The organism is Mesorhizobium sp. M1D.F.Ca.ET.231.01.1.1, from assembly GCF_003999155.2.
In the GTDB taxonomy this organism is placed as follows: Bacteria; Pseudomonadota; Alphaproteobacteria; order Rhizobiales; family Rhizobiaceae; genus Mesorhizobium.
Genome location: NZ_RZOZ02000001.1, coordinates 1 through 11,535 on the forward strand (window position 1 = coordinate 1; position 11,535 = coordinate 11,535).

An 11,535-nucleotide genomic window follows, 5' to 3' on the forward strand; every position below is an offset into this window, starting at 1 on the left:
TTCAGGTTGATGGTTCACCGGTGGGAAGGGACCGGGCCATGCCACGGCCTGTCTGCAAGGACGACCAGGATCCACTCGGTCTCCTTCCCACTTCAAACCATACACGGGAATCAACACACAGGATCCTAGGTCTGCGCGCGTCGCTTCGCTCCTTGGTTCGGCCTAGGATGACGACGTTGCGGACGCTCCTGCTAATCGCAAAGGTGCGCAACCTGCTTGCACCCAGCACCCTTCATTGCGGACGCAGCCTCAAATCCAGCGCCGCACGCGTTTGGCGTAATCGCGGTATTTCTTGCCGAACTTCGCCGTCAGGATCTTTTCCTCCTTCTCGATCGCCAGCTTCTGCGTCGCGAAGGCGGCGAGGAAGGCAAAGAGCAGGAACCAGGCGATGCCGGTGATGAAGGAGACGCCGATCAACAGCAGCGTGTTGGCGAGATACATCGGGTTGCGGGTGACGCCGAAGGGGCCTGACGTCACCAGATGATCGGGCTCGGCATTGGGATTGAGCGTCGTCCTGGCGCGCACCATGGCGCGGATCGCCGTGACCCAGAGCGCCGTGACGCCGAAGAGCGCCACCCAGCCGGCGCCGACCAGGATGTCGCCGAAGATGTCGCCGATCCAGGGCAGCGGGTAGAACATGCCAAGCACGACGCTGAGCGCGATCGCCGCGACATAGATAACAGGCGGCCAGGGGATGAACCCATGCTTCGGCTGGGTGCCGGTCATTATTGCCCTCCCTCCATCTTGCTTTCGGTCGCTGCGGTGCAGGTGCTGGCGAGATCGGCAAGATGCGATTTCCAGATGCTGGACTGGTCGTTGCTGTAGAGCTTGTCGAGAGACCCTTCGCCCTTCAGCGTGTCGAGCATGCAGCCACAATAGCTGGAACAGAACTTCGTCTCCTGCTGCTGTTCACACTGCGCCTGGCAAGCCGGCAGGAAGCCGGCGTCCCTGTCCTGCGGCGTGGCGGGCATGGCTTGCGAAAGCAGCCAGATCGAGCCGAACAGCAGCGGCTGATGGATGAGGTAGAAGGCGAGGCTGTGCCGGCCGATGAAGGTCAGCGGATTCGACCAGCGGCCGGGCATCCAGGTTCCCAGCCGGGCGAGAAGACCGGATGCTGAAGCGAGCTTGACGACCGCGATGCCTGCGAGCACCGCGCCGAACCATGGAAACAGCGGCACATAGTCGTTGGAGCGCGGGTTGGTCGCCGACAATCCGACCCACCACAGCGCCGGATGGTCGAAGACTTCCGATCGCAGATAGTAGGGTGCTGCAATCACGGCTGCCGCGACGATCGCCGTCAGCAGCGCCGGCAGCCTGAGGAAGGCGAGGCCGAGCAGGCTCGCCAGCGCGATCTCGTGCAGGATGCCGAAGAAGATGAAGCCGTCCGGCGTCGCGATGTAGGTGATGGCCGAGATGGCGATCGCCGCCACGGCGACCATGGCAAAACGCTTCCAGAAGCTCGGCCAGCGGATCTGGCGGCCATGCGCCAGGAAGAGGCTGACGCCGACCAGGAACAGGAAGGTCGAGGCGATGCAGCGCGCGTAGAGCTTCCACCAGCCGAAAGCGGTCAGCCCCGGCGTGGTGTAGCCGAAATTCTCGAGATCCCAGGTGAAGTGGTAGCTCGCCATCGCGATCAGCGCGATGCCGCGCAGGATATCGAAGGCGACGATGCGGCTGTGTTTCGGCGCGTACTGAGCGGCTTCGCTCGTCGTTTGAAGGCTCATCATCTCGCATTCCGATTCAGTCGTGCCAAACGACTATCACGGTTCGGGCCAACAACAGAGGGCGGATCGGCGGCTGCCATTCCGGCGGCATGGCAAGCCGCTTTAGGCCAGCGGCGGAAAGCCTTTGACCGGCTTCGCTTTTCGGCTTCTCGGAGTCGATTTCCTGCTACCGGTCCGCCACTGGTCCGGCCAGATTGGCGGGCGATTCACTTTCGGAGGGCCGATGTCCACCCATGTGCGCCATCCGATCTGGCTTCCGGCCCTGAGGCCCGCCGATGCGCGCACCTTCGCCTCGCTCTACGCGGTCGAATCGTTTGCCCGCGCCACGATCTCAAGCGTCATCCCGATCCAGGCTTACGAAATCCTCCACAGCGAGCAGATCGTCTCGATCCTCTACGCCGTCGTGTCGCTGCTCGGGCTTTCGGTGACATTGTTCATGCCGATGCTGATCCGCCGCTTCGCGCGGCGCTGGGTCTATACGGCCGGCTGCCTGATGCTGGCGATCGGCTCGGTGTTCTTCGTCACCCACACGCTGCCGGGGCAGCTCGCCGGCATGCTCTGCCGTGTCATGGGGGCGAGCGCGCTGTCGATCACGCTCAACCTCTACATCATGGACCACATCCGCAAGGCCGACTTCATGCAGGCGGAATCGCTGCGCATGGCGTGGTCGATGTTCGCCTGGACCGGCGGGCCGACGCTGGGCATCTTCCTCTATACCCGCTTCGGCATCTATGCCGCGCATGGCGCGGTCGTGGCGTTTGCGCTGGCGCTGCTTGCGCTGTTCTGGACCTACCGGCTGGGCGATAACCGGTCGATCCGCCCCGGCAAGAGCCGTCCGGCCAATCCGCTTGCCAATATCGGCCGCTTCATCGCGCAGCCGCGGCTCAGGCTCGCCTGGCTGATCGCCTTCGGCCGCTCCTGCTTCTGGACGACCTTCTTCGTCTATAGCCCGCTTTTCATGGTGATCACCGGCGAGGGCAAGCTTGCCGGCGGGCTGCTGGTGTCGGCAGGCAATGCGCTGCTGTTCATGGCGATCTTCTGGGGCAGGGCGGGCAAGCGCTTCGGTGGCAGACGCACCATGACCTTCGCCTATTTCGCCATGGCGGCAATGCTTTTTGCCGCGGGCGGCGTCGGCCAAGCCGCGCCGCTGCTCACGGCCGCGTTCCTGCTCTGCGGCGCGCTCTTTACGATTGCGCTCGATGCGCTGGGCTCGACCGCCTTCATGCGCTCGGTCCGTTCCTATGAACGGGCGCAGATGGCGGCGGTCTACCGCACCTATCTCGACTTCTCCGAGCTGACACCGCCGCTGGTCTATTCGGTGGTGCTCACCTTCTTCGGCCTCGGCTCGGTCTTCGTCACGCTCGGCATACTGGCCGCCTTCTGCGGCTTCTTCACCTGGCGCTATCTGCCGAAGTCGTTTTGATCAGCGAGCGGGCTGGTACGCCGCATCGCGCCTGCCCGCCCGCTTGGATCCGGCTGCATCGGCTGTTCCCTCGCTCCCGACAGCCGGCACCCCGGACAAGGCCGTTGTGAATTGCGGGGCCATTGTGGTGTCCGGGGACCGCCCTTAAGGTCCCTTGCCGATGCCGGCGCCTGCCGGCTGGCGAGGGTCGCAAAGCATGCCTGCAAGGATGATGTCGCTTACCGAGGAACTGGTGGCTCGCTGCTTTCGCGTCGTCGAAGACAGCGGGCCTGATCCTGATACGCAGCATCTCTCCGACAGCGACTACGAAACCATGCTCGATGCATTCGAGACCGAGCTTCCCGCAGACGAGCCGCTCTGGCTGTTCGGCTATGGCTCGCTGATCTGGAAACCCGAGATCGAACATGTCGAGGAGCGGGTCGCCGTGGCGCGCGGCTGGCATCGCTCTTTCTGCATGAAGATGACCCGCTGGCGCGGTACCAAACAGAGTCCGGGCCTGATGATGGCGCTGGATCGTGGCGGCCAATGCAAGGGCGTAGCATTCCGCCTGAACGGTGGCGACCGCCGGCGGGCTCTGGACAAGCTTTTCCGGCGTGAGATGACGCTGAAGCCGACCAGCTACCACCCGCGCCTGCTGCAGCTCGCAACCGACAATGGGCCGTTGAAAGCGCTCGCTTTCGTCATCAATCGCAGGGGCACGACCTATGCCGGCCCGCTCGGTGAAAGCGAGGTGGTGGAAAGGCTGGCGACATCGTGCGGGCACTGGGGTTCGGGCGCCGACTACCTCTACAACACCGTCAAGAATCTCGAAGCGCGCGGCATTCACGACGCCCATCTGTGGCGGCTGCAACAGCTTGTCGCGGAAAGGATCGCCGCCTCCTAGCATGCGAATCCATGGCGCAATCGCGTTTGGCGATGACGGAAATTGGTTTGCCGCCTGCGGCGATTCTGCCTATAGTCCTCGCCGTCGTCGGTTCCGTTTTTGGAGCCAAGAGGGAATGCGGTGAGGGTGGACTTCCTGCCCAAAGCCGTGGCTGCCCCCGCAACTGTGTGCGGTAGTCCTCCCCATAGACCACTGAGGATTTTCCTCGGGAAGGTGGGGAAGGGCGCGGATCCGCGAGCCAGGAGACCTGCCGGCGACGGCAAAGTTGACTTCGATGCCCTCGGGTGGAGGGCGAAAGGACAAGACATGAATACCGCTTCCGTTTCCCTCGGCGCCTCCGTCTCCTCGCAGTCGCGTATCATGCAGCTGGCTCTGGCCGCGCTGCTCGGCATCTTCGTCGTCGGCTTTGTCGGCTTCTCGCATATCGATGCGGTCCACAACGCTGCTCACGACTATCGCCACTCGATGGCTTTTCCCTGCCACTGACAAAGGCCTGACATCATGAATCTGTTTCGCAACGTCGTGTTCGTCGCGGCGATCGCGGGGCTCGTGGCGGGCATCGCGCTCGCCTGCATGCAGGCCTATGCGACCGTGCCGCTGATCCTGAAGGCGGAAGTTTATGAAAAGGCAGGCGGCGGCCATCACCACGATCACGCCGCCACAACCACCGACAACAATGCGATGAGTTCGGCCGCGCCGGCGGCGATGAGCAGCGCGGCTCCAGCGCCTGCCGACGCGGCAGCTCCGGCCGAGGACGAAGGCTGGGCGCCGGCCGACGGCTTCGAGCGCTTCGCCTTCAACGTCGTCGCCAACATCGTCACCGGCATCGGTTTCGCGCTGATCCTGGTCGCGGTCTCGGAGTTTGCCGGTGGCACCGGCAATTGGCGTCAGGGCGTGCTCTGGGGCCTTGCCGGTTTTGCCGTGTTCACTTTGGCGCCCGGCCTCGGCCTGCCGCCCGAACTGCCGGCGATGCCGGCGGCTGAACTCTTTCCGCGCCAGATTTGGTGGATTTCGACTGTGGCTGCGACCGCCGCCGGGCTTGGCCTGATCGCCTTCCGCAAGTCGCTGCCGCTGGCCGTCCTGGCGGTCGTGCTGATCGTGGCGCCGCATATCGTCGGCGCGCCGCAGCCCGACAGCTTCGAGACGGCTATCCCCGAAGGGCTGCACCATCAGTTCGTGGTTGCCGTGACGCTTACCGATCTGGTGTTCTGGCTGGTGCTGGGTGCTGTCGTCGGCGTGGTGCGCGGCCGCTTCACCGGCACGGCGACCAGCCTGCGCGGCAGCTTTGCCTGATCGCGCCAAGGGTCGTCTGACCTTCGTCATCGGCGGCGCGCGCTCCGGCAAGAGCGCGCATGCCGAAACCCTGGTCACGGCAAGCCCGTCGCCCTGGGCCTATATCGCCACCGCGCAAGCCTATGACGACGAGATGCGCGAGCGCATCGCCCTGCATCGCGCGCGGCGCGGCGAAGGCTGGGTGACCGTCGATGCGCCGCTGGACCTGGTTGGCGCGATCGAGGCCTTGCCCAACCACCAGCCGGCCCTGGCCGATTGCCTGACATTGTGGCTGACCAATCATATGCTGGCGGACCATGATATCGAGGCCGAGTGCCGGCGGCTCTCGGATTTGCTGTCGCGGCCGCGCGGGCCCTGGTTCGTGGTGTCGAACGAGGTCGGGCTCGGCATCGTGCCGGACAATGCGCTGGCGCGCCGGTTTCGCGACGCCGGCGGCCGGCTCAACCAGCAGGTCGCGGCTGTCGCCGACAGCGTGCTGATGATGGTGGCGGGGCTGCCGCTCAAGGTGAAGTGACATGGCCGAAATCGACGATAAGGATGCCGAGCGCCATCGCGCCAAGATGGCCAAGCGCAAGGCGGTGCAGGATGCCGAGGTGGCCGGCAAGACGATCGAGAAGGGACTGCTAATCGTCAACACCGGGCCGGGCAAGGGCAAGACCACCGCCGCCTTTGGCCTGGCGCTCAGGATGCTCGGCTACGGCAAGCGCGTCGGCGTCGTCCAGTTCATCAAGGGCAAATGGCACACCGGCGAGAAGAACGCCTTCGCCGCTTTCGGCGATCGCGTGGTGTGGCATGCGATGGGCGAGGGCTTCACCTGGGAGACCCAGGACCTGAAGCGCGACATCGCCGCCGCCGAGGCCGCGTGGGCGAAGGCACTGGAGCTGATGGCCGATCCTTCGATCAGCCTCGTCGTGCTCGACGAGCTCAGCATCGCGCTGCGCTACGACTATCTCGATCTCGAGAAGGTGGTTGCGGCGCTGAAGGCACGCCGCGACGATTTGCATGTCGTCGTCACCGGCCGCAACGCCAAGCCACCGCTCGTCGAGGCGGCCGATCTCGTCACCGAGATGGGGCTGACCAAGCACCATTTCTCGGCGGGCGTGAAGGCGCAGCAGGGGATCGAGTTCTAGCCGCTGATCAAAATGCTCAGGTAGATCACGACCGTCGACAGAACCCCGAACAGAGCGATCAACAGCCCGTCGGCGATCCGGTAGAGTTTCAGCGCCTGCCTGATGTCGGTGCTTTCGGCCTCGCGCCGGCCGCCTTCGCCCATGAAAGCGTCCTCGACCATCTCGCCGCCATAGCTGCGCGGCCCGGCCAGGGACAATCCCAGCGCGCCGGCCATGGCGGCTTCCGGCCAGCCGGCATTGGGCGAACGGTGTTTCTTCGCGTCGCGCCGCATCACCTGCCAGGCATTGCGAGGATCGGCGCCCTTGACCAGGAAGGCCGCGAGCACGATCAGCAGGCCGGTGAGCCGCGAGGCCGGCAGGTTGATCAGATCGTCGAATCGCGCGGCGGCGCGACCGAAGGCCTCGTGTTTGGGCGTACGATGACCGATCATCGAATCGGCGGTGTTGGCGGCCTTGTAGGCAGCCCCCCCGGCCAGCCCGCCGATGCCGGTCCAGAAGGCGGGCGCGACGATACCGTCGGAGAAATTCTCGGCCAGGCTTTCGATCGCGGCACGGGCGATGCCTGCCTTGTCGAGCTTTTCCGGATCGCGGCCGACGATACGTGAGACGGCGATGCGGCCGAGCGTCAGGCCACCGGTCTCCAGCGCGTCGGCAACATCCTCGACATGCTCCGCCAAGCTCTTCTGCGACAGCAGCGAAGAGCCGAGTATGGCCGCGATAACCAGGCCGGAGGGGAAGATCAGCCAGAGCAGCACATGCAGCGTCAGGCCGATGGCGGCGGGCACCAGCAGGATGACGAGAAGCGCCTGAACGCCGCGACGGCGACGCAATTCGTCGGAATCGGTCGCGCGGTTGAGCCTGCGATCGAGAAAGGATATCAGCCTGCCGATCCAGGTGACCGGATGCCCGATGGCGTTGAACAGCCAGTCCGGATAGCCAAGGATACGTTCAACGGCGAGTGACAGGAAAGCGATCAGGATCGACATGAAGCTTCTGGATGGAGCGATTGCTGCGGTGGATCACGGCGGATCCCTCGGCCGGGCGAGCGCGCTCTTCCCCCACGCGCCACGGCCTTTCGTCGATCTTTCGACAGGTATCAATCCGCACTCCTACCCGCTTTTCGATCTGCCCGCCACCGCCCTGTCGCGATTGCCGGAATCCGAACGGCTGTGCGAATTGGCCGAAATTGCGGCCAGAACCTATGGCGCGCCGTCGGCGGCGCATGTCGCGGCAGCACCGGGCACGCAGATCCTCCTGCCGCGCGTCGCTTCGCTGGTGAGACCCGGCAAGGCGCTGGTGCTCGGTCCGACCTATGCAGAGCACGCCCGGGCCGCCGCGATCGCTGGCCATGCGGCTGCGGAGGTGAACGACTTCGAGGCGTTGGCGGACGCGCACCTTGCCGTGCTGGTCAACCCGAACAATCCGGATGGGCGGGTGATCGAAAGGGATCGCCTGCTCGGCCTTGCCGCGCGGCTGCGCAGGAAGGGCGGGCTGCTGGTCGTCGACGAAGCCTTCATGGATGTCGGCCCGACCGAACACAGTTTGGCCGATGATGTCGGCGAGGGCGGCATCGTGGTGCTGCGCTCTTTCGGCAAGTTCTTCGGCCTCGCCGGCGTCAGGCTCGGTTTCGCGCTTACCGACACGCTGACTGCCGAGCGGCTGGAGGCGCAGCTTGGGCCGTGGGCCGTTGCCGGACCGGCGCTGGAATATGGCATTCGCGGGCTGTCCGACACCGAATGGCAAGCCGCCATGCGCAGACGCCTCGCTGAAGACGCCGGGCGGCTCGACGCATTGTTCGGCAAGGCCGAAGTGCCGGTTGCCAGCGGAACGACACTGTTCCGCTATCTGTCTTTCACGGATGCCCCAACCCTGTTTTCGGCGCTAGGCGAACGTGGCATTCTGCTGCGCCATTTTGCCGGGCGGCCACAAGTCTTGCGAGTCGGCTTGCCGGGCAGCGAGGCCGAATGGCAGCGCCTCGAAAGCGCGCTTGCCGCCTGGGCCGCGCGGCGCAAGGATATGGGCAAGGAGTCCGGGGATATGGGCAAGGAGTCCGGACGATGATCCATGTCTGTCCGCTGTCGAAGATCGAGGAGACTGTGGCGAGGACCGGCGCCGCGCGTCTGCTTTCGCTGCTTGCGGCCGGAACCGACGTTGTCCGCCCGGCCTCGATCCTCGCGGAAAACCATCTGCATCTGGTCATGCATGACATCGCCGTCGCGCAGGTCGGCATGACCATGCCGGGCGAAGAGCATGTGCGCGCGCTTCTCGACTTCGCCTATCGCTGGGACCGGACCAAGCCGATGGTCGTGCACTGTTATGCCGGCATCAGCCGCTCGACGGCGTCCGCCTATATCATTGCGGCGGCGCTGGCGCCCAAACGCGACGAGGTGGAACTGGCCAAGACGCTGCGTTTCCTCTCACCGTCGGCGACGCCCAATCCGCGGTTGATCGCAGTCGCCGACACCTTGCTTGAACGCGACGGCCGCATGATCGCTGCGATCGAGGCGATTGGGCGCGGCGCCGATGCCTTTGAAGGGACTCCCTTCGAGCTCGATATCCAGGCTTAAGACAGCCAGTCCGCAAGCTTGGCCTTACGAACATCCCTCACCAGGTTGATGAAGCCATCGGCCTGATGCTCGGCGGTGAGCCGGCCTTTTTCGGCGGTGGCGATGCTGGCGTCGCCGACCACGCCGTTCGGATTGAGGTCGCTGGCGATCCAGGCGAAGGCGTGCGTTCCGGTGTGGCGCAGCAGGGCGAATTCCTTTTCGGCGCGGCCGACATTGGAGACGAAATTATCGGCCTTGGTCATGTCGACGAGGTCTGGCCGGAAGTGCAGCATCAGCGAGGTCTCGACGTCGCCGCCATGGATGCCGTGATGGTCCTCCAGCTCGGTAAACATGCCGGCTGGACGGCCGAAGCGCTGCCAGCTGGTCTTCACCGCCAGCATCTTCGTGCGCACACGCAATTCGCGCGTGACAATGCCCATGATCTCCTCGTTGCCGCCATGCGAGTTGACGACGATCAGTTTTCTCACGCCAGCGCGCGCGATCGACAGGCCGAGCTCGGTCCATGCATCCGCCAGCGTGGTGGCCGGCAGAGTGAGTGTGCCAGGCGCATGCAGATGCTCGTTCGACTTGCCCACCGCCTGGACCGGCAGGATGCGGATATCGAGGTCGTCGGGCAGGCGAGCGATCACCGTCTCCAGCATGCCCATCATAATCGAGGTGTCGGTCGAGACCGGAAGGTGCGGACCATGCTGCTCGATCGCCGCCACCGGCAGCACGGCGATCGTTGCCTCCGCGTCGATCGAGGCGTATTCGGTCGTCCGGTAATCGCCCCACCACACACGTCTTGTCGTCACTTTCGTCTCCCGATTGGCCCTGCTGTCACACTGGGGATGATCTAAAGCGCCTGGCCGTTCCGGGCAACCATCAGCCGGCAGCAATCACCTCGACCTCGACCTTGAATTCCGAGCGCGCGAAGCCCGAAACGATCATAAGTGTCGAAGCCGGCGCCGGATCGGAAAAGAGGCGGTTGCGGACATCCATATAGGCTTGCAGATGCGCCCGATCGGTCACGAAGGCGTTGATGCGCACGACGTCGTTCAGCGTCAGCCCGGCTTCGCTGAGTATCGCGGCAATGTTCTTGAAGCAGAGCTCGGTCTGCGCGCCGGCATCCTCAGGGACGGCATCATCCGGCGCTATGCCCAGCTGCCCCGAGCACAGCACGATACGCTTTCCCGCCGGAATTTCGACACCGTGACTATAGCGGGCAAAGGGCGGCTTGATCGATTGGGGGGCGAGGTATTTGAGCATGGCATTCTCCTGTCCGCCGGCAGACTAAGGCCGGATTCACGAAACCTTCAAGATGCGGTTCATGCCGCCCGGGCGATTATGGACAGGCGTCCAAAAAATAGGCACGATGCCCCTCGTACAGCATGACCCGTCCGGTCTCGGCAATGACTGCCGCGCAAGCAGGCGGCCCAGGCGGTGGCATGTGTCTTGCTTCTTGAACAAATGGTGTCGAGCCCAGCGCGCAGCGCGCCGGAGCCAAGAGAGGGTGATGTTTATGCACGGAAAAGAGAAGATCCTGGCAGGCGCGATCGCGCTGCTGGCGACCGGCACGATGGGCGCCGCGGCCAATGAGAAGGTCACCTTCGGCACCAACTGGCTGGCCGAGCCGGAACATGGCGGCTACTACCAGGCGATCGCCGACGGCACCTACGCCGCCTGCGGCCTCGACGTCACCATCATGCAAGGCGGCCCGCAGGTCAGCGGCCGGCCGATGCTGCTTGCCGGCAAGATCGATTTCTATATGGGCGGCAACCTGCTCTCGGCCTTCGATGCGGTGCAGCAGGGCATTCCGATGCGCGTCGTCGCCGCCGACTTCCAGAAGGATCCGCAGGTCATCATGTCCCAGCCGGGGCAGGGGCTCGACAAGTGGGAAGACCTGAAGAACGCGGATCAGTACATCCTCGGCGACGAAGGCGCGCAGACCTTCTTTCAGTGGATGGTCACCGATCTCGGCTTCGACGCCGCAAAGCGCGTGCCCTACACCTTCAATCCGGCGCCGTTCATCGCCAACAAAAAGTCGATCCAACAGGGCTATGTGACGTCCGAACCCTTCGCCGTGCAGAAGCAGGGCGGTTTCGTGCCGAACCAGTTCCTGCTCGCCGACAATGGCTGGGATACCTATGCCACGACGATCGAGGTGATGCAGGACACGATCGACAAGCGGCCGGAGGTGGTGCAGTGCTTCGTCGATGGCTCGGCCAAGGGGTGGTACAATTATCTCTACGGCGACAACAAGGCCGCCAACGATATGATCAAGAAGGACAATCCGGACATGACGGATGAGCAGATCGCCTTCTCGATCGAGCAGCTGAAGAAGTTCGGCATTGTCGATTCCGGCGATACGGAAAAGCTCGGCATCGGCGCCATGACCGATGCGCGCATCCAGAGCTTCTACGACAAGATGGTCAAGGCCAAGGTCGCGCAGCCGGGCATCGACATCAAGAAGGCCTATACGCTCGCCTTCATCAACAAGAGTGTCGGAATGGAGCTGAAGAAGTAAGGCGGCCTG

At 64.3% G+C, this 11,535-nt stretch carries 14 protein-coding genes and 1 riboswitch; of the genes, 9 read left to right on the forward strand and 5 right to left on the reverse strand.

Going from position 1 to position 11,535, the window contains the following annotated elements:
* Positions 1-249: 249 nt before the first annotated feature.
* Complete coding sequence (locus tag EN874_RS00005) at positions 250-726, reverse strand: isoprenylcysteine carboxylmethyltransferase family protein (RefSeq protein ID WP_127428241.1); 477 nt, start codon at positions 724-726, stop codon at positions 250-252.
* On the reverse strand, positions 726-1,724 hold the full coding sequence (locus EN874_RS00010; protein WP_127428361.1) for a DUF1624 domain-containing protein: 999 nt from the start codon (positions 1,722-1,724) through the stop codon (positions 726-728). Before EN874_RS00010 ends, EN874_RS00005 begins: the two co-directional genes overlap by 1 nt.
* A gap of 223 nt (positions 1,725-1,947) precedes the next feature.
* Between EN874_RS00010 and EN874_RS00015 the strand changes: the two genes are divergently transcribed.
* From EN874_RS00015 to cobO, 6 genes are all read left to right on the forward strand, one after another.
* Positions 1,948-3,147, forward strand: a complete 1,200-nt coding sequence (locus tag EN874_RS00015) for an MFS transporter (protein WP_127428242.1) — start codon at positions 1,948-1,950, stop codon at positions 3,145-3,147.
* Positions 3,148-3,343: 196 nt separating this feature from the next.
* A complete protein-coding gene (locus tag EN874_RS00020; protein ID WP_127428243.1) occupies positions 3,344-4,030 on the forward strand; it encodes a gamma-glutamylcyclotransferase in 687 nt (228 codons plus the stop codon).
* A gap of 71 nt (positions 4,031-4,101) precedes the next feature.
* A riboswitch (cobalamin riboswitch) is annotated at positions 4,102-4,300 on the forward strand.
* A gap of 36 nt (positions 4,301-4,336) precedes the next feature.
* Positions 4,337-4,516 (forward strand): CbtB domain-containing protein, encoded by a 180-nt coding sequence (locus EN874_RS00025; RefSeq protein WP_095780832.1) that lies wholly within the window; start codon positions 4,337-4,339, stop codon positions 4,514-4,516.
* A 15-nt stretch (positions 4,517-4,531) separates the two neighbouring features.
* The gene (locus EN874_RS00030; RefSeq protein WP_127428244.1) at positions 4,532-5,323 is read left to right on the forward strand and encodes a CbtA family protein; all 792 of its coding nucleotides are present in this window, start codon (positions 4,532-4,534) and stop codon (positions 5,321-5,323) included.
* A complete protein-coding gene (gene cobU, locus EN874_RS00035) occupies positions 5,316-5,837 on the forward strand; it encodes a bifunctional adenosylcobinamide kinase/adenosylcobinamide-phosphate guanylyltransferase (protein WP_127428245.1) in 522 nt (173 codons plus the stop codon). The genes EN874_RS00030 and cobU overlap by 8 nt, the downstream gene beginning before the upstream one ends.
* A gap of 1 nt (position 5,838) precedes the next feature.
* On the forward strand, positions 5,839-6,453 hold the full coding sequence (gene cobO / locus EN874_RS00040) for a cob(I)yrinic acid a,c-diamide adenosyltransferase (protein ID WP_127428246.1): 615 nt from the start codon (positions 5,839-5,841) through the stop codon (positions 6,451-6,453).
* Here cobO and cbiB read toward each other — a convergent pair.
* The gene (cbiB, locus tag EN874_RS00045) at positions 6,450-7,439 is read right to left on the reverse strand and encodes an adenosylcobinamide-phosphate synthase CbiB (RefSeq protein WP_127428247.1); all 990 of its coding nucleotides are present in this window, start codon (positions 7,437-7,439) and stop codon (positions 6,450-6,452) included. The two genes, cobO and cbiB, sit on opposite strands and share 4 nt — an antisense overlap.
* Here cbiB and cobD point away from each other — a divergent pair.
* Positions 7,438-8,514: a threonine-phosphate decarboxylase CobD gene (cobD, locus tag EN874_RS00050; RefSeq protein WP_127428248.1), complete on the forward strand. Its 1,077-nt coding sequence runs from the start codon at positions 7,438-7,440 to the stop codon at positions 8,512-8,514. The two genes, cbiB and cobD, sit on opposite strands and share 2 nt — an antisense overlap.
* Complete coding sequence (locus EN874_RS00055; RefSeq protein ID WP_127428249.1) at positions 8,511-9,020, forward strand: tyrosine phosphatase family protein; 510 nt, start codon at positions 8,511-8,513, stop codon at positions 9,018-9,020. Before cobD ends, EN874_RS00055 begins: the two co-directional genes overlap by 4 nt.
* Here the strand turns inward: EN874_RS00055 and EN874_RS00060 are convergent.
* Both EN874_RS00060 and EN874_RS00065 read right to left on the reverse strand, forming a co-directional pair.
* On the reverse strand, positions 9,017-9,814 hold the full coding sequence (locus EN874_RS00060) for a creatininase family protein (protein WP_127428250.1): 798 nt from the start codon (positions 9,812-9,814) through the stop codon (positions 9,017-9,019). The two genes, EN874_RS00055 and EN874_RS00060, sit on opposite strands and share 4 nt — an antisense overlap.
* A gap of 70 nt (positions 9,815-9,884) precedes the next feature.
* Positions 9,885-10,268 carry a RidA family protein gene (locus tag EN874_RS00065; RefSeq protein ID WP_127428251.1) on the reverse strand — a complete coding sequence of 128 codons (384 nt, stop codon included), beginning with the start codon at positions 10,266-10,268 and terminating at the stop codon, positions 9,885-9,887.
* A 253-nt stretch (positions 10,269-10,521) separates the two neighbouring features.
* Here EN874_RS00065 and EN874_RS00070 point away from each other — a divergent pair, with 253 nt between their 5' ends.
* Positions 10,522-11,526, forward strand: a complete 1,005-nt coding sequence (locus EN874_RS00070; RefSeq protein ID WP_127428362.1) for an ABC transporter substrate-binding protein — start codon at positions 10,522-10,524, stop codon at positions 11,524-11,526.
* The last annotated feature ends 9 nt before the right edge of the window (positions 11,527-11,535 follow it).